Origin of the sequence: Enterobacter cloacae complex sp. IR5458 (assembly GCF_049238025.1) — a bacterium.
Taxonomy (GTDB): Bacteria; Pseudomonadota; Gammaproteobacteria; order Enterobacterales; family Enterobacteriaceae; genus Enterobacter; species Enterobacter kobei.
Genome location: NZ_JBMKIF010000002.1, coordinates 72420 through 92634 on the forward strand (window position 1 = coordinate 72420; position 20215 = coordinate 92634).

A 20215-nucleotide genomic window follows, 5' to 3' on the forward strand; every position below is an offset into this window, starting at 1 on the left:
AAATTCCCCTTCGGTTGGGAAGGGGAATCGGGGTCAGTCTTTTGAAAGGTAATCGACGATTTTCTGCGTATCGGCAAGCGAACACAGCCGCGTCCCCTGATTAATGGTGGCGGCACTCCCCGCCGCGACGCCATAACGCGTCATTTCCAGAAGAGAAGCACCCTGCGCCAGTTTTAGCGCCATCGCGCCGACCATGCTGTCACCCGCACCCACGGTACTCTGGCTTTTCATGGGCGGCGGCACAACCTGCACAAAGCCCGTCTTGTCGACAGCCAGCGCCCCCTGAGGACCGAGAGAGACGACCACGCGGTGCGCTTTGCCGCTGCGAACCAGTTCTTCTGCGGCGGTGCGCACGTCATCAGGCTGGTTAAGTTCGCGATTCACAAGCGCGCTAAGCTCTTTCTGGTTAGGTTTAACGAGTTCAAGCTGCCCGGGGACTAACGCCGCCTGCAGGGCTTCACCTGAGCTGTCGACGATGCAGCGGATACCACGCTGAAGCACTGCCTTAACCAGCGCCGTCAGCTTTTCCGTTTTGACGCCTGGCGGCAGACTACCGCTGATAACCAGCAGTGAGCCGCTTTCAATGGTCAGTACCTTCTCTTCCAGTTGACGAAACTCATCATCGCTCAGTCTGGCGCCCGGCATCACGAAACGATACTGTTCCCCGCTGGATTCGACGTGGACATGCAGATTCTGCCGGGTCCAGTCCTGGGCCGCTACGGTGTCTACGGCAACCTGTTCATCCGCCAGCAAAGAGACAAGATGTTCCCCCGTGGCACCCCCGGCAGGGAATATGGCGGTGGCTTTACCGCCAAGATGGGTAATGGCGCGCGCCACGTTAATGCCGCCGCCGCCCGGCTCAAACACAGGGGCGCTACAGCGTAGTTTACCTTCAGGGTAAATGTGCGGGGTGATAGTCGCGGAGTCGAGGGAAGGGGAGAGTGTCAGCGTATAAATAGAAGCCATCATAACCTCCTTTTAGTATGGGTTCTTTTAAGCCTGGCACCGATCGACAGGAAGGCAATGTAAATAACAGTATGATTTTAAAAATGAATGCTGAAACAAGCGTGATAAAAGATATATAAAATAAAACGCGCTTTGGGATCGTTCTTATTCAAAAAATGAAATAAGAAAATATTGCTATGTTATTTGCGCCTTTTTATAATTTGTTACCTTTCTCTGGACGCCTTGTCATTGATCCTCAAGAAAGTTTCCGAGACCGTGGTGGTCTCTTTTTTTGTTGTACGGACTCCTTAAATAAAATGAAGCTTTTGAAGACAGTACCCGCAGCACTGATGCTGGCGGGTGGCGTATTTGCATCACTGAATGCAACCGCCGATGACACCGTTTTTACTGTCATGGACGATCCCTCCACTGCCAAAAAACCCTTCGAAGGTAATCTGAATGCCGGGTATCTCGCGCAATCAGGTAACACAAAAAGCTCTTCTCTGACGGCGGACAGCACCCTGACCTGGTACGGTAATACCACAGCATGGTCGCTGTGGGGGAATGCCAGCAACACGTCCGCTAACGATGAACGCTCTTCCGAGAAATATGCGGCAGGTGGACGTAGCCGTTACAACATGACCGACTATGACTACATATTCGGTCAGGCAAGCTGGTTAACCGACCGTTATAATGGCTATCGCCAGCGTGATGTATTCACGACGGGTTATGGTCGTCAGTTCCTGAATGGGCCTGTACACAGCTTCCGTTTTGAATTCGGTCCTGGTGTTCGCTACGACGAGTACACCAACGGCGAAGATGAAACCCAGCCGCTGGGTTATGCGTCAGGTACCTACGCATGGCAGATGACCGATAACACCAAATTCACTCAGGGTGTGTCTGTGTTTGGTGCCGAGGATACAACGCTGAACTCTGAAAGTGCCCTGAACGTGGCTATCAATGAACACTTCGGTTTGAAAGTGGCCTACAACGTGACCTGGAACTCTTCACCACCAGCAAGCGCGCCTGAACATACCGATCGCAGAACCACCGTTTCACTGGGTTATAGAATGTAATCATGGCGGGCCGAAAATATCGGCCCGTTTCTCATCTCTGCCAGACGTCCCTTCTGATTCTCTAACCCCAAATCATTGCCGCCCAACGAAGTAGCAGCATTGCGCCGCAGATGGCAATCAGCACCAGCACCATTTTCCAGTGTTTTACGGCAAATCGTTTTGTTGGCATAACCTAATCCTTGTCCGTTGATACGCATAGTCTATCAAACGGGACCGAAATATGCCCCTTCCCGGAAGCAATCGGGTTATGCCGGTATGGGGTTCAGCTCAGAACCAGTGGAATCGATCGGCGAGAATCAACAATAAACCGGTTGCTGACAGGATATTTAATATCACTACCGTTCTACTGGATACGTTCATGGTAAGCACCTGTGGATTTTAAAGGCCTGTTCAAAGTTAGCTCAGCATCGGCGAAATGCGAGTGCCAGAGAGACGCAATCTGCAACTATCTGCAACATGCCAGTCCTTCATTGTGGCAGCAGAGGGTGCAATCCCCTTGCTGTTAGTGTTAACATTAAGTCCCTTGCCGTAAACCCGCATTTATCTGAATTCGGCAGGTGCAGGATAACGAACCAATTTGACGATTGTTGGTCAGATGTTTCGTAATCTACTGTTTAATCACGATTATTTTCTTTGTATATGCTCTTATGTGTGGGGCATCACTGCAAATAAGGATATAAAATGCCTGTAATTACTCTTCCTGATGGCAGCCAACGCCATTTCGACCGCGCTGTTAGCCCAATGGATGTTGCCCTGGATATCGGTCCTGGCCTCGCGAAAGCGACCATCGCCGGCCGTGTGAACGGTGAGCTGGTTGATGCGTCCGATCTGATTGAAAACGATGCGACGCTTGCAATCATCACCGCGAAAGACGAAGAAGGTCTGGAGATCATTCGTCACTCCTGTGCGCACCTGTTAGGTCATGCTATCAAGCAGCTGTGGCCAAACACCAAAATGGCGATTGGTCCGGTTATCGACAACGGTTTCTACTATGACGTTGACCTTGACCACACCCTGACCCAGGAAGATATCGACGCGCTCGAAAAACGTATGCACGAGCTCGCCGAAACGAACTATGACGTCATCAAGAAGAAAGTCAGCTGGCACGAAGCGCGTGAAACCTTCGTCAAGCGTGGCGAGAGCTATAAAGTCTCTATTCTTGACGAGAACATCTCTCATGATGACAAGCCAGGCTTGTACCATCACGAAGAATACATCGACATGTGCCGTGGACCGCACGTGCCGAATATGCGTTTCTGTCATCACTTTAAACTGATGAAGATCGCAGGCGCCTACTGGCGTGGCGACAGCAACAACAAAATGTTGCAGCGTATTTATGGTACCGCATGGGCCGATAAAAAAGCCCTGAACGCCTATCTGCAGCGCCTGGAAGAAGCGGCGAAGCGTGACCACCGTAAAATCGGTAAACAGCTTGACCTGTATCACATGCAGGAAGAAGCGCCGGGTATGGTATTCTGGCATAACGACGGCTGGACCATCTTCCGTGAACTGGAAACGTTCGTACGCTCCAAGCTGAAAGAGTACCAGTACCAGGAAGTAAAAGGCCCGTTCATGATGGACCGTGTGCTGTGGGAAAAAACCGGCCACTGGGACAACTACAAAGATGCGATGTTCACCACCTCGTCCGAGAACCGTGAATACTGCATTAAGCCAATGAACTGCCCGGGCCACGTTCAGATCTTCAACCAGGGTCTGAAATCCTACCGTGACCTGCCGCTGCGTATGGCGGAGTTCGGTAGCTGCCACCGTAACGAGCCATCAGGTGCGCTTCACGGTCTGATGCGTGTTCGTGGCTTTACTCAGGATGATGCGCATATCTTCTGTACTGAAGATCAGGTTCGTGATGAAGTTAACGCCTGTATTCGTATGGTCTACGATATGTACAGCACCTTTGGCTTTGAGAAGATCGTGGTCAAACTCTCAACGCGTCCGGAAAAACGTATCGGTAGCGATGAGACATGGGATCGCGCAGAAGCGGATCTCGCCGTGGCGCTGGAAGAGAACGGTATTCCGTTCGAATACCAGCTGGGCGAGGGCGCATTCTACGGTCCGAAAATTGAATTTACCCTGTATGACTGCCTCGATCGCGCATGGCAGTGCGGTACTGTACAGCTGGACTTCTCCCTGCCGCAGCGTTTAAGCGCCTCTTATGTTGGCGAAGACAACGAACGTCAGGTACCGGTTATGATTCACCGTGCAATCCTCGGTTCACTGGAGCGCTTCATCGGCATCCTGACCGAAGAGTTCGCGGGCTTCTTCCCAACCTGGCTTGCGCCAGTGCAGGTAGTGGTGATGAACATTACCGATTCTCAGGCAGATTACGTTAAAGAATTGACGCAGAAACTACAAAATGCGGGCATTCGCGTAAAAGCAGACTTGAGAAATGAGAAGATTGGCTTTAAAATCCGCGAGCACACTTTACGTCGTGTCCCGTATATGTTGGTCTGTGGTGATAAAGAGGTGGAAGCAGGCAAAGTTGCCGTTCGCACCCGCCGTGGTAAAGACCTGGGCAGCCTGGACGTAAGTGAAGTGATTGAGAAGCTGCAACAAGAGATTCGCAGCCGCAGTCTTCAACAACTGGAGGAATAAGGTATTAAAGGCGGAAAACGAGTTCAAACGGCACGTCCGAATCGTATCAATGGCGAGATTCGCGCCCAGGAAGTTCGCTTAACAGGTCTGGAAGGCGAGCAGCTGGGGATTGTGAGTCTGAGAGAAGCAATCGAAAAGGCTGAAGAAGCTGGAGTAGATTTAGTTGAAATCAGCCCTAACGCCGAACCGCCAGTTTGTCGTATCATGGACTACGGCAAGTTCCTTTATGAAAAGAGTAAGTCTTCTAAGGAACAGAAGAAGAAGCAAAAAGTTATCCAGGTTAAGGAAATCAAATTCCGTCCTGGTACCGACGATGGCGATTATCAGGTAAAACTCCGCAGCCTGATTCGCTTTCTGGAAGATGGCGATAAGGCCAAGATCACACTGCGTTTCCGCGGTCGTGAAATGGCCCACCAACAGATCGGTATGGAAGTGCTTAACCGCGTCCGTGAAGATCTGAGTGAACTGGCAGTAGTCGAATCCTTCCCTACGAAGATCGAAGGCCGTCAGATGATCATGGTGCTCGCTCCTAAGAAGAAACAGTAAGGCCTTCAAGCAGCAAAATCTGTGGAGCCTTCGGGTTTCATAGGTTTTGTTCGCCTATGTTTCGTTTATTTAACAATGCGAAGTGGAAGTTATTAAAATGCCAAAAATTAAGACCGTACGCGGTGCTGCTAAGCGCTTCAAAAAAACCGGTAAAGGTGGTTTTAAGCACAAGCACGCTAACCTGCGTCACATTCTGACTAAGAAAGCTACCAAGCGTAAACGTCACCTGCGTCCAAAAGCCATGGTTTCTAAAGGCGATCTGGGCCTGGTAATCGCGTGCCTGCCGTACGCATAAGTCGTTAACGTTTAACTTTTTTAACTTAGAATAGATACAGGAGAGCACACATGGCTCGCGTAAAACGTGGTGTAATTGCACGTGCACGTCACAAGAAAATTTTGAAACAAGCTAAAGGCTACTACGGTGCGCGTTCACGCGTATACCGCGTTGCCTTCCAGGCTGTTATCAAAGCAGGTCAGTACGCTTACCGTGACCGTCGTCAGCGTAAGCGTCAGTTCCGTCAACTGTGGATTGCGCGTATCAACGCAGCAGCACGTCAGAACGGTATTTCTTACAGCAAATTCATCAACGGCCTGAAAAAAGCCTCTGTTGAAATCGACCGTAAGATCCTGGCTGACATCGCAGTATTCGACAAAGTAGCGTTCACCGCTCTGGTCGAAAAAGCGAAAGCAGCACTGGCATAAGCCAGTTGAGAGAGGGGGCTTTGCCTCCTCTTTTCATTTAACACCATCAGAAGATTGACATTTATCCGTGCAGGCTTTTCAATAAGTTCTCAACGGTTTTTACCCAACAAGGTAACGCAAGCATGAATGCTGCTATTTTCCGCTTCTTCTTTTACTTTAGCACCTGACTCCAGGAGGCTAGCGCGTGAAAGATGAAACGAAAAACAGCGCCAGATAAGCCTCCCGATGGAGGCTTTTTTTGTATCTGAATTTGAGAGAATAACTCCACCAAATCGGTGTCTGCACCGACATAATGAGGAAAATCATGTCACATCTCGCAGAGCTGGTTGCCAGTGCAACAGCCGCCATTAATCAGGCCTCAGATGTTGCCGCGTTAGACAATGTCCGCGTCGAATATCTTGGGAAGAAAGGGCACCTGACCCTTCAAATGACAACCCTGCGTGAACTGCCGCCAGAAGAACGCCCGGCAGCGGGTGCGGTGATTAACGAAGCCAAAGAACAGGTGCAGCAGGCACTGAACGCGCGTAAAGCCGAGCTGGAAAGCGCGGTGCTGAATGCGCGCCTGGCCGCAGAGACGATCGACGTTTCTCTGCCGGGTCGCCGTATCGAAAACGGGGGGCTGCATCCGGTTACCCGTACCATCGATCGCATTGAAAGTTTCTTCGGTGAGCTCGGCTTTACCGTGGCGACTGGCCCGGAAATTGAAGATGATTATCACAACTTCGATGCCCTGAATATTCCTGGCCATCATCCGGCTCGCGCTGACCACGACACTTTCTGGTTTGACGCCACGCGTCTGCTGCGTACCCAGACCTCTGGCGTACAGATCCGTACCATGAAGGATCAGGAACCGCCAATCCGCATCATCGCGCCGGGTCGCGTCTATCGTAACGATTACGATCAGACCCATACCCCAATGTTCCACCAGATGGAAGGTCTGATTGTTGATAAAAACATCAGCTTCACCAACCTGAAGGGCACGCTGCACGATTTCCTGAACAACTTCTTTGAGGAAGACCTGCAGGTTCGTTTCCGTCCATCCTACTTCCCGTTCACTGAACCGTCTGCGGAAGTTGACGTGATGGGCAAAAACGGCAAATGGCTGGAAGTGCTGGGTTGCGGCATGGTGCATCCAAATGTACTGCGCAACGTCGGTATCGATCCGGAAGTGTACTCCGGCTTTGCCTTCGGTATGGGCATGGAGCGTCTGACCATGCTGCGTTACGGTGTGACCGATTTACGTGCATTCTTCGAAAACGATCTGCGTTTCCTCAAACAGTTTAAATAAGGGCAGGACAGAACAATGAAATTCAGTGAACTGTGGTTACGCGAATGGGTCAATACCACGCTGGACAGCGACGCGCTGTCTGACCAGATCACCATGGCGGGCCTGGAAGTTGACGGCGTTGAGCCGGTTTCCGGTGCCTTCACCGGCGTCGTGGTCGGTGAAGTGGTCGAGTGCGGCCAGCATCCGAACGCCGACAAACTGCGCGTGACAAAAGTGAATGTCGGCGGCGACCGCCTGCTGGACATCGTTTGCGGTGCGCCAAACTGCCGTCAGGGCCTGAAAGTCGCCGTGGCAACCGTGGGTGCGGTACTGCCGGGTGATTTCAAAATTAAAGCGGCTAAACTGCGCGGTGAGCCTTCTGAAGGTATGCTGTGCTCCTTCTCCGAGCTGGGTATTTCCGACGATCACAACGGCATCATTGAGCTGCCGCTGGATGCGCCAATTGGCACCGATATCCGCGAATACCTGAAGCTTGATGACAACACCATCGAGATCAGCGTTACGCCAAACCGCGCTGATTGCTTAGGTATCATCGGCGTGGCGCGCGACGTGGCCGTGCTGAACCAGACCGAACTGAACGCGCCGGAGATCGTACCGGTAGAAGCGACCATCAGTGACGTACTGCCTATTCAGGTTGACGCCGCGGATGCTTGCCCACGATACCTCGGCCGCGTGGTAAAAGGCATCAACGTGAAAGCGCCAACACCACTGTGGATGAAAGAGAAGCTGCGCCGCTGCGGCATTCGCTCTATCGACGCGGTGGTTGACGTCACCAACTACGTTCTGCTGGAACTGGGTCAGCCAATGCATGCGTTCGATAAAGATCGTATCGAAGGCGGTATTGTTGTCCGTATGGCAAAAGAGGGCGAAACCCTGGTTCTGCTTGACGGCACCGAAGCGAAGCTGAACGCGGATACGCTGGTGATTGCTGACCACAGCAAAGCGCTGGCGATGGGCGGTATCTTCGGTGGCGAACACTCTGGGGTAAATGACGAAACGCAAAACGTCCTGCTGGAATGCGCCTTCTTCAGCCCGCTCTCTATCACCGGTCGCGCACGCCGTCATGGCCTGCACACCGATGCGTCTCACCGCTACGAGCGTGGCGTTGACCCTGCGCTGCAGTACAAAGCGATGGAGCGAGCGACTCGCCTGCTGATTGACATCTGCGGCGGTGAAGCCGGTCCGGTTATCGATGTCACTCACGAAGCGACGCTGCCGAAACGCGCAACCATTACCCTGCGCCGCAGCAAGCTCGATCGCCTGATTGGTCATCATGTTGCCGATGCCCAGGTGACCGACATTCTGACGCGTCTGGGCTGTGAAGTGACCGAAGGTCAGGACGAGTGGAAAGCCGTTGCGCCATCCTGGCGTTTTGACATGGAAATCGAAGAAGATCTGGTGGAAGAAGTGGCCCGCGTATACGGCTACAACAACATCCCGGACGAGCCCGTTCAGGCCGGTCTGGTGATGGGTACCCATCGTGAAGCCGACCTGTCCCTGAAGCGTGTGAAAACCATGCTTAACGACAAAGGCTACCAGGAAGTGATCACCTACAGCTTTGTTGATCCTAAGCTGCAGCAACTGATCCACCCGGGCGAGGAGGCGTTGATCCTGCCAAGCCCAATCTCCAGCGAAATGTCCGCAATGCGTCTGTCCCTGTGGACCGGGCTGCTGGGCACTATCGTTTACAACCAGAATCGCCAGCAAAACCGCGTGCGAATTTTCGAAAGCGGTTTGCGCTTTGTACCGGATAATCAGGCAAATTTAGGCATCCGTCAGGATCTCATGCTGGCTGGTGCTATCAGTGGCAACCGTTATGAAGAGCACTGGGACCTGGCAAAAGGTACGGTTGATTTCTACGATATGAAAGGCGATCTGGAAGCCATTCTGGATCTGACCGGTAAATTATCTGAAATTGAATTCCGTGCAGAAGCGATTCCAGCCCTGCATCCGGGCCAGAGTGCGGCGATCTATTTAGACGGCAAACGCATTGGTTTCATTGGTGTTGTTCATCCTGAGCTGGAGCGTAAGCTGGACCTGAACGGCCGTACCATCGTGTTTGAGCTGGAGTGGAGCCCGGTTGCAGACCGCGTCATTCCTCAGGCGCAGGACGTCTCCCGCTTCCCGGCGAACCGCCGTGATATCGCGGTTGTGGTCGCGGAAAACGTTCCCGCAGCAGATATTTTGGCCGAATGTAAGAAAGTTGGCGTAAATCAGGTAGTTGGCGTAAACTTATTTGACGTGTACCGCGGCAAGGGCGTAGCAGAAGGTTTCAAGAGCCTCGCTATCAGCCTTATCCTTCAGGATACCAGCCGTACACTCGAAGAAGAGGAGATTGCCGCTACCGTCGCCAAATGTGTAGAGGCATTAAAAGAGCGATTCCAGGCATCATTGAGGGATTGAACCTATGGCGCTTACAAAAGCTGAAATGTCAGAATATCTGTTTGATAAGCTTGGGCTTAGCAAACGGGATGCCAAAGAGCTGGTAGAGCTGTTTTTCGAAGAGATCCGTCGTGCTCTGGAAAATGGTGAGCAGGTAAAACTCTCCGGTTTTGGCAATTTTGATTTGCGAGACAAAAACCAACGTCCGGGCCGTAACCCGAAGACGGGGGAAGATATTCCCATTACAGCCCGCCGCGTGGTGACCTTCAGACCCGGCCAGAAGTTAAAAAGCCGTGTCGAAAACGCAACGCCCAAAGCAGAGTAATATGAACTAACCAAAAAGGCCGCCCACGCGGCCTTTTTTCTTTGCGCTCTCTGGCAAACCGACCGTAAAATCAAAGACATCACACGCTAATAAAACCACGCTCATGCTTGATTATGCTCATCGCCAACACCGTTCCGACCAACGTCGCTTGCTATTGCTGGCGCTGTTGCTGATTGTCGCCGCGGGTATCAGCCTCTGCGCGGGCGACAGCTGGATTGGGCCCGAACGCTGGCTGGGGCCTGACGGGCAACTCTTCGTCTGGCAAATTCGTCTGCCGCGCACCGTAGCGGTGATGCTGGTCGGTGCTGCACTGGCGCTGTCAGGTACCGTTATGCAGGCGCTGTTTGAAAACCCGCTGGCGGAACCTGGGCTGCTCGGGGTGTCGAACGGTGCAGGCGTCGGGCTGATTGCGGCGGTAATGCTGGGCGGGGGAGAACTCTCCGCATGGAGCATTAGCCTCAGTGCCATTCTCGGCGCATTACTGATCACCATCATCCTGCTTCGCTTTGCCAGACGGCACTTGTCGACCAGCCGCCTGCTGCTTGCCGGGGTTGCGCTGGGGATCATCTGCAGCGCGCTAATGACCTGGGCGGTATACTTCTCGACCTCCTTTGACTTGCGTCAGCTGATGTACTGGATGATGGGCGGTTTTGGTGGCGTTGACTGGCATCAGGGGTGGCTGATGGCGCTTCTGGTGCCTGGGATTGTATGGGCTGCCCTGCAGGCGCAGCCGCTGAACATGCTCGCGCTGGGGGAAATCTCAGCCCGTCAGCTCGGCATGCCGATGGCGTTCTGGCGTAACGTGCTGGTCATTGCCATCGGTTGGCTGGTGGGCGTGAGCGTGGCGCTGGCGGGAGCGATTGGTTTTATCGGGCTGGTTATCCCGCATATGCTGCGTCTTTGTGGCTTCACGGACCATCGAACCTTGCTTCCGGCTTCGGCCGTGGCCGGAGCCGTCACGCTGCTGGTGGCTGATATCATCGCTCGTCTTGCCCTGACAGCCGCGGAGTTACCGATTGGTGTGGTAACCGCCACGCTGGGCGCGCCAGTCTTTATCTGGCTACTATTAAAATCCGGACGTTAAAAAACGACCCGTAAGACAACCTGAGGGAATGCTATGCAGACTGATATCCTGAATACCGAAGTGACGACCATTGATGGTGAGAAAACCACGCTGGAAAGCTACAAAGGCAACGTGTTGCTTATCGTCAACGTGGCGTCCAAATGCGGCCTGACGCCACAGTACGAACAGCTGGAGAACATTCAGAAAGCCTGGGAGAAAGACGGTTTCACCGTGCTGGGCTTCCCGTGCAACCAGTTCCTGGGCCAGGAGCCGGGCAGCGAAGAAGAGATCAAAACCTTCTGCAGCACCACCTATGGCGTAACGTTCCCGATGTTCAGCAAAATTGATGTTAACGGTGAAGATCGCCATCCGCTATACGCGAAGCTGATTGCTGCCGCGCCGAAGGCCGTTGCGCCTGAGGGCAGTGGTTTTTACGAGCGTATGGCCAGCAAAGGCCGCGCGCCGCTCTATCCGGACGATATTCTGTGGAACTTCGAAAAATTCCTGATCGGTCGCGACGGCCAGGTCGTTCAGCGCTTCTCGCCGGATATGACGCCTGAGGATCCGATTGTCATGGAATCGATCAAGCTGGCGCTGGCAAAATAATGTCACTGCTGATGCAGCTCACGGACGTCGCCGAGAAGGGGCGTCTGGAGCCGATGACCGGCGCTATCAATGCGGGGGAAATCCTGCATCTGGTTGGGCCAAACGGCGCGGGGAAAAGCACGCTGCTGGCGCGGATGGCAGGGCTGACCACCGGGCCCGGGCAGATCACACTGCTGGAACATCCTCTTGCCGACTGGTCTCCCGGCTCGCTGGCCCACCGGCGCAGCTATCTGGTGCAGTTGCAGGTACCGCCGTTTGCGATGCCGGTCTGGCATTATCTGATGCTGCATTTGCACGACAAACAGAATACGGCACTGCTTACGGAGGTGGCGGCGGCGTTAGGACTGGAAGATAAACTGCCCCGCCATGCCAGCCAGCTTTCCGGCGGTGAATGGCAGCGAGTGCGTCTGGCGGCGGTCATTCTGCAGATCCACCCCGCAGGCAACCCTCACGGGCGGATGTTGCTCCTGGACGAACCCATGAGTGGTCTGGATGTCGCCCAGCAGGCGGCGCTGGATTCGCTGTTAAGCGCGTTGAGCCGGAAAGGTATTGCCGTGGTGATGAGCAGCCACGACCTTAACCATACGTTGCGCCATGCCCATCGGGTGTGGCTACTGTCGCGCGGCAGGATGATTGCCAGCGGCGCGCGGGACCAGGTTCTTACGCCGCCACATCTGGCACGTGCCTATAACATGTCGTTCCGCAGGCTGGATATCGAGGGACATAAGATGCTGATTTCTACGGGGCAGGAGTAACCGTTTCTTGCCTGTTAACACAATTGCGCGCTAAATTACCGAAAGAACAATAAAAGCAGAGGATTCGTCTGAAAATGCGATTCTGGTTTATCCTGGTGGCGGCACTCTTTCTTGCGGGATGCAGCAGCCATCGTGCACCGCCGCCTAATCCGCGGCTTTCAGATTCTATCACCGTCATTGCCAGTCTGAACGACCAGCTGAGCAACTGGCGCGGGACGCCTTATCGCTACGGCGGTATGAGTCGCGGCGGGGTGGACTGCTCTGGTTTTGTGCTGATGACGTTTCGTGACAAGTTTGATTTACAGCTTCCGCGCGAAACGCGCAAGCAGGCTGAAATTGGGACTGAAATTGATAAAGACGACCTGCTGCCGGGAGACCTGGTCTTTTTCAAAACCGGTTCGGGAGAAAGTGGCCTGCATGTCGGCATTTATGACACGGACAACCAGTTTATTCATGCCTCAACAAGCCGTGGGGTGATGCGCTCTTCTCTGGATAATGTTTACTGGCGTAAAAATTTCTGGCAGGCACGACGTATTTAATCTGCCCGAACACGTCTCACTGCCGGCAGGGTAACTATTAAATCATGCCGGTTTTTCTTGAATAAGCTGATTAAAGTTAAATTTACCTAAAATTAGCGTCATCCTTATGTGTCTGTTTTATCTAAAACTGGCTATTACTCTGTAACCAGGATAAGATTATTTTAGATTCAGGGATAAATCTGAAAATTAATACGGAACTAATGAAATTAAACTTATTAAAATCAAGACAGTGGAATTGTGTCGGCAATTGCTCCAGGATGTCCTCTCTCATCTTTAATGCGGGGCGAGTGCAATGATGATTACGCTAGATAATGCATACCAGTCTGAACTGATGCTTTTGCCAGCACGTAATAGTGCTGGCGAGCTTAAAGGTTTAGAGGTTCTGGTTAACTTTACTGGCGTCGGCACCGATGTGAGGATCCCCACTGAGCTCGTTATCCCCCGGCTTTCCGCGGCAGAAGAGTTAGCGCTGTTTAACGAAAAACTGCAATTGCTTGATACATGTAAACTGTTTTTTATTCAGCATCAGTTAATTGCATGGATCAATATTACACCGGCTATTGTTGAATTTTTATTAAGTAATGGGAATGCTGTTTCAATTCTTGAGCGGTATCCTTTTCTTGAGTTTACTGTTAATGAGAATTATCCAGGTTTAAATAACGGAAAGGATGATCTGCAACTGGCGAGAATGGCGATCCATTTCCCGCTGGTCCTCGCAAACTTTGGTGCAGGCGCGGCATCGCTCAAAGCTGTCTATGATGGATTATTTAAACGGGTGATTCTCGATAAAGGTTTCATCCAGCAGCGGGCTTCGGAGCTCTCTTTCGAACCTTTTATGCGCGCTATCCTCTGGCAAATAACGCCGCACTGCCAGTCGGTGATCGTCTCAGGTATTGACGACCACGGTCTGCTGCAACGCGTCTTGTCCTTCAATTTTGGCGCCATGCAGGGCACGCTGTGGCCCGCTGTCCCGGCGGAGCATGTCACGACGCTGGTTCAGTAGCGATAACCCTGTCTTTCGCCCGTGTTTAAGTTCGGGCAAACCCTCTACACTAAAAGCAGGAGGACTTATGACCCTGTCTTTTACTGCACACTGGCATGACGAGTTGCCTGGCTTTTACACCGCACTCAAACCCACACCGTTACACAATTCACGTCTTATCTGGCACAACGACCGGCTGGCCGATGAACTGGCCGTTCCGCCTGAGATGTTTAAGCCTTCCGGGGGCGCGGGCGTCTGGGGAGGCGAAACGCTTCTGCCCGGTATGCAACCTCTTGCCCAGGTCTATAGCGGACACCAGTTTGGCGTCTGGGCGGGACAGCTGGGCGACGGCAGGGGGATCCTGCTGGGCGAACAACAGCTTTCCAACGGAGAGACGGTTGACTGGCATCTGAAAGGTGCAGGTCTTACCCCTTATTCTCGGATGGGCGATGGCCGCGCAGTATTACGTTCAACAATACGTGAATGCCTGGCATCTGAAGCCATGCATGCTCTGGGGATCCCCACCACGCGCGCGCTGTCGATTGTCACCAGCGACACGCCGGTTATGCGCGAAACGGTAGAAAAAGGGGCGATGCTGATGCGTATCGCACAAAGCCATCTGCGCTTTGGCCATTTTGAGCACTTTTACTATCGTCGTGAGACGGACAAGGTTCGTCAGCTCGCGGACTACGCTATTCGCCGCCATTGGGCGCATTTGCAGGATGAGGCTGATAAATACGTTCTCTGGTTCCGGGACGTGGTCGCCCGTACCGCCAGGATGATTGCTCGCTGGCAAACGGTGGGCTTTGCGCATGGGGTAATGAACACTGACAACATGTCGCTCCTCGGGCTGACCTTTGATTATGGGCCGTTTGGTTTTCTGGATGATTATCAGCCGGGGTATATCTGCAACCACTCTGACTATCAGGGACGTTACAGTTTTGACAACCAGCCAGCGGTTGGGCTATGGAACCTGCAGCGGTTTGCGCAAACATTGTCGCCGTTTATGGATGTCGATGCCCTGAATGATACACTCGACAGCTATCAGGACGTTTTGCTGCGAGAATATGGCACGCTGATGCGCAACAAGCTGGGGCTGATGACCCAGGAGAAAGGGGATAACGAGATCCTGAACGATCTGTTTGCACTGATGGCGCGTGAGGGGAGTGATTATACCCGCACTTTCCGGATGCTGGGCCAGACGGAGCAGCACAGTGCTGCCTCGCCGCTGCGCGACGAGTTTATTGACAGGCAGGCCTTTGACGACTGGTTTGCACGTTACCGCTCCCGCTTGCAGCAGGAACAGGTCGATGACGCCGCCCGTCAGACGCAGATGAACGCGACGAATCCCGCGATGGTGTTGCGCAACTGGCTGGCGCAGCGGGCGATTGAACAGGCAGAGCAGGGAGAGTATGACGAGTTGCACCGTCTGCACCTGGCGTTGCGCACGCCGTTTGCCGACCGGGATGATGACTATATCAGCCGCCCGCCAGACTGGGGCAAACGGCTGGAAGTGAGTTGCTCAAGCTAAACATTTCTGGCCGTGTAGCGGCTTCGCCTTACCCGGCCAGAAACTCACTGTGCCACCCAGCCGCCATCCATATTCCACGCGGCGCCGCGAACGTTAACGGCGCTGTCGCTGCATAAAAACAGCGCCAGTTCGCCCAACTGCTCCGGGGTGACAAATTCACCTGAAGGCTGCTTTTCCCCGAGAAGCTGGTCTTGCGCCAGTTCCGGCGGGACGCCATCCGCGATGCGCTTATCGATTTGCTGTTGTACCAGCGGGGTCAGTACCCACCCCGGGCAGAGGGCATTGGCGGTCACGCCGGTGCGTGCGGTTTCCAGCGCCAGGGATTTGGTAAAGCCCACCACGCCATGCTTGGCGGCAACGTAGGCGGACTTCTCTTTCGACGCAACCAGCCCGTGAACGGAGGCGATATTAATGATGCGTCCCCAGTTTTGTTCACGCATGGCGGGCAACGCCAGCCGGCTGGTGTGAAACACCGCAGAAAGGTTAATGGCGATAATGTCGTTCCATTTCTCCACCGGGAAGGTCTCCACCGGAGCCACATGCTGTATCCCGGCATTGTTAACAAGAATATCCACGCCGCCAAACTGCGATTCGGCGTAGCGCATCATGGCTTCAATCTGCAACACGTCACGCAGGTCGGCATCGTGGTAGCCCGGCTTTTTGCCCAGTTGTGCAATTTCTTCTCGCGCTGAGCCGCTGTCACCGAAACCGTTGAGAATTAACTGCGCCCCTGATTTCGCCAGCACGCGAGCGATCCCCAGGCCAATGCCGCTTGTCGAGCCGGTCACCAGGGCGATTTTACCGTTCAGATTCATTTTTCTCTCCTTACACAATGCCGGTCAGATAGAACACGGCAATGACAAAAAGCACTGCCAGGCTTTTAATGATAGTGATAGCGAAAATGCCGCCGTAGGCCTGACGATGGCTCAGGCCGGTGATGGCCAGCAAGGTAATCACCGCCCCGTTATGGGGAAGCGTATCCATCCCGCCGCTTGCCATTGACGCCACGCGGTGCAACACCTCAAGCGGGATATTGGCCGCGTGGGCGGCAGCAACAAAGGTGTCCGCCATGGCCGCAAGGGCAATACTCATTCCGCCGGACGCTGAGCCGGTGATCCCGGCGAGAACGGTCACGCTGATGGCTTCGTTCAGCAACGGGTTCGGGATGGCAGACAGCGCTTTAGATAACACCAGAAAACCGGGCAGGGCGGCGATAACCGCGCCGAAACCGTATTCGGACGCGGTATTCATCGCCGCGAGGATGGCGCCGCTCACCGCCGTTCGGCTGCCTTCTGCCAGACGTCCCCGGATATTGCGAAAACCAAAAATCAACACCAGCACAATACCGGAGAGCAGCGCCGCCTCCACGGCCCAGATGGCGGTGATCTTGCTCACCTCGGTCACAATCGGTTTCGCCAGTCCTGGCAGGGTAAGCTCATGACTCGTACCGTACCAGCCGGGGATCCAGCGGGTAAACAGCAGGTTCAATATACCCACGACCAGCAGCGGGGAGAGAGCAATCAGCGGATGCGGGAGATGAATATTGTCCGGCGTTTCAGGTTCGTTTTTCAGGTCCGTGCCATAACCTTCATTGTTATTGATCGCCTTACGCCGCTGCCGCTCCAGCCAGAGCAGGCCAAAGAAGATAATAAACAGAGAGCCGATAAGACCCAGCCACGGGGCCGCCCAGGCGTTAGTGCCAAAGAAGCTGGTGGGAATAATGTTCTGGATTTGCGGCGTGCCGGGCAGGGCGTCCATGGTAAACGAGAACGCCCCCAGCGCCACGGTAGCGGGGATTAACCGTTTAGGAATGCCGCTCTGGCGGAACAATTCGGCGGCAAACGGGTACACCGCAAATGCCACCACGAACAGCGACACGCCGCCGTAGGTTAACAGCGCACACACCAGGACTATCACGGGGATAGCGTGCCGACGACCGAGGATCTGGATCGCGGCGGCAACGATGGATCGTGAAAAACCGGAAAGCTCAATCAGCTTGCCAAACACCGCCCCCAGCAGGAACACCGGGAAATAGAGTTTAACGAAGCCGACCATCTTTTCCATAAACAGGCCAGTAAACGTCGGGCCGACGGCACCCGGATCGGTCAGCAGCACGGCACCAAGCGCCGCAATCGGCGCAAACAAAATCACGCTGTATCCGCGGTAGGCCGCCAGCATCAGTAATCCCAGCGCCGCCAGGGCTATTAACACACTCATTACGACTCCTCACTTTAATTATTATTCGGGTACCAACGAGAGGTTTAACGCTCAACGGTCAGGGCAATGCCTTGTCCGCCGCCAACGCACAGGGTGGCAAGTCCCTTTGTTACCCCCCGGCGCTGCATTTCATGGAGCAGGGTCACCAGGATGCGACAGCCGGATGCGCCAATCGGATGGCCCAGGGCGATGGCGCCACCGTTAACGTTGACGTTCTGTTCATCCCAGCCAAGCTCTTTGCCCACCGCCAGTGCCTGTGCGGCAAAGGCTTCGTTGGCTTCAATGAGATCGACGTCGTCGAGCGTCCAGCCCGCCCGCGCCAGCGCCGTCCGGCAGGCGCTGACCGGGCCGATGCCCATCACCGACGGATCAACGCCTGTCACGGCGTAACTCACAATGTGGCCAAGAACAGGTAACCCGCTTTCCCGCGCCTTTTCCTCGCTCATCAGCAGTACCGCGGCGGCACCATCGTTAAGGGTGGAGGCGTTCCCGGCCGTGATCGTGCCCTCGTCATGCAAAAATGCGGGGCGAAGCTGTGCAAGCTGCCCGGCGGTGGTTTCCGGGCGTGGCTGTTCATCATGGCGGACAATCTGTGGCGCACGTTTGCCCTGTTTCACCGTCACTGGCGCTATTTCGGCGTCAAACCGACCAGTCTCAATGGCGGACGCTGCCTTTTGCTGTGACCGGAAGGCGAAGGCATCCTGTTGCTCGCGGGAAATGCCGTACTCACGGGCGACGTTTTCCGCAGTGATGCCCATGTGGTAATCGTTGAAGGCGTCCCACAGGCCGTCGGTGATCATGCTGTCCTGCAGGCCCGTATGCCCAAAACGCAGCCCTGAACGTGCGCCATCCAGCAGATACGGGGCGTTACTCATGCTCTCCTGGCCGCCAGCGATAACCACGTCTGCGTCACCGCAGCGGATTGCCTGGGCGGCGAGCTGTACCGCTTTCAACCCCGCGCCGCACACCAGATTGACCGTTGTCGCCGGGGTGCTGACGGGTAATCCGGCAGTGATGGCCGTCTGGCGGGCGGGGTTTTGTCCACACCCGGCCGTCAGCACCTGACCGAAAACCAGTTCGTCTATTTGCTCTGGGTGAAGGCCGCTGCTCTCCAGCAGACGCTGTACCGTGACGGCACCCAGCTCAATGGCTGAAAGGGGCGAGAGCGAACCGCGAAAACTGCCAATGGGGGTTCGCGTTGCCCCGACAATCATGACCTTTTTCATGTTGAGTCCTCAGTTGAAGCGCATCTCGCGAACGTCGTCCGCCACAATGATTTTTCCGGCCGTTTTACGGACAATCTCGTCGATACCGACACCCGGGGCGTACTCCCGCAGGATGAACGCGCCGTCCGCTATCTCCAGCAACGCGAGATCGGTCAGGACCCGACGGATGCAGCCCACACCGGTGAGCGGCAGCGTGCAGCGCGGCAGCAGTTTGGAGTCACCGTTTTTTGCAGCGTGGGTCATCACCACAATGATGTTCTGCGCCCCGGCAACGAGATCCATCGCGCCACCCATCCCTTTCACCATCTTTCCGGGGATCATCCACGAGGCAATGTTGCCCTCGACATCGACTTCAAATGCGCCCAGCACGGTCAGATCCACATGGCCGCCGCGGATCATGGCAAACGACTGGGCCGAGTCGAAAATGGCCGCGCCGGTCCGCGCAGTGACCGTCTGTTTTCCGGCGTTGATCATGTCGGCATCAAGGCTCTGCTCATCGGGAAAAGCCCCCATTCCGAGCAGACCGTTTTCCGACTGCAGCATCACGTCCATTTCCGGGGGAATATAATTCGCCACCAGCGTAGGGATGCCGATCCCCAGGTTGACGTAATACCCGTCGCGCAGTTCGCGGGCGACGCGCATCGCCATCTGTTCTCGGGTTAACATCGTCAGACTCCTTGCGCGCGCAGCGTGCGCTGTTCAATGCGTTTTTCAAACTGGCCGACAATCAGCCTGTCGACGTAAATTCCCGGCGTATGAATAGCCGACGGAGGCAGTTCACCCGGCGGAACAATCTCTTCCACCTCCACAACCGTGATTCGGCCCGCCGTTGCCATCAGTGGATTAAAATTTTGCGCGGTATGGCGATAGATAACGTTGCCGTACCAGTCCGCTTTCCAGCCCTTAACCAGCGCGAAATCACCGGTAATGGCCTCTTCAAGAATGTAATTTTTACCGCCAAACTGGCGCACATCTTTGCCCGCTGCCACGGGGGTGCCATAACCGGTAGCCGTATAAAACGCCGGAATACCGGCCCCGCCCGCGCGGACCTTTTCTGCCAGCGTCCCCTGCGGAGTAAGTTCGATTGCCAGTTCCCCGCTCAGTACCTGCTGCTCAAACAGCGCGTTCTCGCCGACGTAAGACGCCACCACTTTGCGAACCTGGCGCGTTTCGAGCAGTATCCCCAGACCGAAACCATCCACGCCGCAGTTGTTTGACACGACCGTCAGATCTTTCACCTGACGGCGTCGAACCTCTGCAATCAGGTTCTCAGGAATACCGCACAGCCCGAAGCCGCCCGCCAGCAAGGTCATGCCGTCCGTCAGCCCATCCAGCGCCTGCGCATAGCTGCTGACGCGCTTATCCAGTCCTGCCATAGTCATCCCTCCCGTTAACCGTGCCGGTATCATTAGGGGTGGCGAC

23 protein-coding genes and 1 other annotated feature are annotated in these 20215 nt (G+C 54.7%); of the genes, 15 read left to right on the forward strand and 8 right to left on the reverse strand.

The genetic code is table 11. The features are described from left to right. Positions 1-33: 33 nt before the first annotated feature. Positions 34-966, reverse strand: coding sequence for a 6-phosphofructokinase II (gene pfkB / locus ACOTYN_RS01780; protein WP_045135060.1), 933 nt, complete (start codon positions 964-966; stop codon positions 34-36). A gap of 296 nt (positions 967-1262) precedes the next feature. Between pfkB and ACOTYN_RS01785 the strand changes: the two genes are divergently transcribed. After that, positions 1263-2021, forward strand: a complete 759-nt coding sequence (locus tag ACOTYN_RS01785; RefSeq protein WP_014883489.1) for a DUF481 domain-containing protein — start codon at positions 1263-1265, stop codon at positions 2019-2021. A 61-nt stretch (positions 2022-2082) separates the two neighbouring features. On the opposite strand, the gene yniD is transcribed toward ACOTYN_RS01785, so the two are convergent. Together yniD and yncL are read right to left on the reverse strand one after the other, a co-directional pair. After that, entirely contained in the window at positions 2083-2190 is a 108-nt protein-coding gene (gene yniD, locus ACOTYN_RS01790; RefSeq protein WP_008500658.1) for a small membrane protein YniD, read from the reverse strand. 98 nt (positions 2191-2288) lie between these two features. Continuing rightward, a complete protein-coding gene (gene yncL / locus ACOTYN_RS01795; RefSeq protein ID WP_071819746.1) occupies positions 2289-2381 on the reverse strand; it encodes a stress response membrane protein YncL in 93 nt (30 codons plus the stop codon). Between the two features lie 321 nt (positions 2382-2702). Here yncL and thrS point away from each other — a divergent pair, with 321 nt between their 5' ends. From thrS to selO, 14 genes are all read left to right on the forward strand, one after another. Further along, positions 2703-4631 carry a threonine--tRNA ligase gene (thrS, locus tag ACOTYN_RS01800; RefSeq protein WP_014883490.1) on the forward strand — a complete coding sequence of 643 codons (1929 nt, stop codon included), beginning with the start codon at positions 2703-2705 and terminating at the stop codon, positions 4629-4631. Positions 4632-4634: 3 nt separating this feature from the next. Next, the gene (gene infC, locus ACOTYN_RS01805) at positions 4635-5177 is read left to right on the forward strand and encodes a translation initiation factor IF-3 (protein ID WP_059287945.1); all 543 of its coding nucleotides are present in this window, start codon (positions 4635-4637) and stop codon (positions 5175-5177) included. A gap of 97 nt (positions 5178-5274) precedes the next feature. Beyond that, on the forward strand, positions 5275-5472 hold the full coding sequence (gene rpmI / locus ACOTYN_RS01810; RefSeq protein WP_001124225.1) for a 50S ribosomal protein L35: 198 nt from the start codon (positions 5275-5277) through the stop codon (positions 5470-5472). A gap of 50 nt (positions 5473-5522) precedes the next feature. Continuing rightward, complete coding sequence (gene rplT / locus ACOTYN_RS01815; protein WP_000124850.1) at positions 5523-5879, forward strand: 50S ribosomal protein L20; 357 nt, start codon at positions 5523-5525, stop codon at positions 5877-5879. A 117-nt stretch (positions 5880-5996) separates the two neighbouring features. Beyond that, positions 5997-6121: a sequence feature (Phe leader region), on the forward strand. Then, the gene (gene pheM, locus ACOTYN_RS01820) at positions 6002-6046 is read left to right on the forward strand and encodes a pheST operon leader peptide PheM (protein ID WP_001386830.1); all 45 of its coding nucleotides are present in this window, start codon (positions 6002-6004) and stop codon (positions 6044-6046) included. It overlaps the preceding feature by 45 nt. A gap of 62 nt (positions 6122-6183) precedes the next feature. Next, a complete protein-coding gene (gene pheS, locus ACOTYN_RS01825; protein ID WP_010426091.1) occupies positions 6184-7167 on the forward strand; it encodes a phenylalanine--tRNA ligase subunit alpha in 984 nt (327 codons plus the stop codon). Between the two features lie 15 nt (positions 7168-7182). After that, positions 7183-9570 (forward strand): phenylalanine--tRNA ligase subunit beta, encoded by a 2388-nt coding sequence (gene pheT, locus ACOTYN_RS01830; RefSeq protein WP_014883491.1) that lies wholly within the window; start codon positions 7183-7185, stop codon positions 9568-9570. A gap of 4 nt (positions 9571-9574) precedes the next feature. Further along, the gene (gene ihfA, locus ACOTYN_RS01835) at positions 9575-9874 is read left to right on the forward strand and encodes an integration host factor subunit alpha (protein ID WP_003857805.1); all 300 of its coding nucleotides are present in this window, start codon (positions 9575-9577) and stop codon (positions 9872-9874) included. 103 nt (positions 9875-9977) lie between these two features. Beyond that, a complete protein-coding gene (gene btuC, locus ACOTYN_RS01840) occupies positions 9978-10958 on the forward strand; it encodes a vitamin B12 ABC transporter permease BtuC (RefSeq protein WP_032636886.1) in 981 nt (326 codons plus the stop codon). Between the two features lie 33 nt (positions 10959-10991). After that, positions 10992-11543, forward strand: coding sequence for a glutathione peroxidase (locus tag ACOTYN_RS01845; RefSeq protein ID WP_014883493.1), 552 nt, complete (start codon positions 10992-10994; stop codon positions 11541-11543). Beyond that, positions 11543-12298 (forward strand): vitamin B12 ABC transporter ATP-binding protein BtuD, encoded by a 756-nt coding sequence (gene btuD / locus ACOTYN_RS01850; protein ID WP_213783658.1) that lies wholly within the window; start codon positions 11543-11545, stop codon positions 12296-12298. The genes ACOTYN_RS01845 and btuD overlap by 1 nt, the downstream gene beginning before the upstream one ends. Before the next feature lie 74 nt (positions 12299-12372). Beyond that, the gene (locus ACOTYN_RS01855) at positions 12373-12837 is read left to right on the forward strand and encodes a C40 family peptidase (protein WP_014883495.1); all 465 of its coding nucleotides are present in this window, start codon (positions 12373-12375) and stop codon (positions 12835-12837) included. A gap of 292 nt (positions 12838-13129) precedes the next feature. Next, entirely contained in the window at positions 13130-13840 is a 711-nt protein-coding gene (locus tag ACOTYN_RS01860) for an EAL domain-containing protein (protein ID WP_014883496.1), read from the forward strand. A gap of 67 nt (positions 13841-13907) precedes the next feature. Then, entirely contained in the window at positions 13908-15350 is a 1443-nt protein-coding gene (selO, locus tag ACOTYN_RS01865; protein WP_117581553.1) for a protein adenylyltransferase SelO, read from the forward strand. Positions 15351-15394: 44 nt separating this feature from the next. On the opposite strand, the gene ACOTYN_RS01870 is transcribed toward selO, so the two are convergent. From ACOTYN_RS01870 to ACOTYN_RS01890, 5 genes are read right to left on the reverse strand one after another with little or no spacing between them, the layout of a single operon-like run. After that, entirely contained in the window at positions 15395-16165 is a 771-nt protein-coding gene (locus tag ACOTYN_RS01870) for a 3-hydroxybutyrate dehydrogenase (protein WP_023332776.1), read from the reverse strand. Between the two features lie 10 nt (positions 16166-16175). Then, the gene (locus ACOTYN_RS01875; protein ID WP_045135064.1) at positions 16176-17567 is read right to left on the reverse strand and encodes a GntP family permease; all 1392 of its coding nucleotides are present in this window, start codon (positions 17565-17567) and stop codon (positions 16176-16178) included. Positions 17568-17611: 44 nt separating this feature from the next. Beyond that, on the reverse strand, positions 17612-18793 hold the full coding sequence (locus ACOTYN_RS01880) for an acetyl-CoA C-acetyltransferase (protein WP_071922314.1): 1182 nt from the start codon (positions 18791-18793) through the stop codon (positions 17612-17614). A 9-nt stretch (positions 18794-18802) separates the two neighbouring features. Next, positions 18803-19459: a 3-oxoacid CoA-transferase subunit B gene (locus ACOTYN_RS01885; protein ID WP_014883500.1), complete on the reverse strand. Its 657-nt coding sequence runs from the start codon at positions 19457-19459 to the stop codon at positions 18803-18805. 2 nt (positions 19460-19461) lie between these two features. Beyond that, the gene (locus ACOTYN_RS01890; protein WP_014883501.1) at positions 19462-20169 is read right to left on the reverse strand and encodes a CoA transferase subunit A; all 708 of its coding nucleotides are present in this window, start codon (positions 20167-20169) and stop codon (positions 19462-19464) included. Positions 20170-20215: the final 46 nt, after the last annotated feature.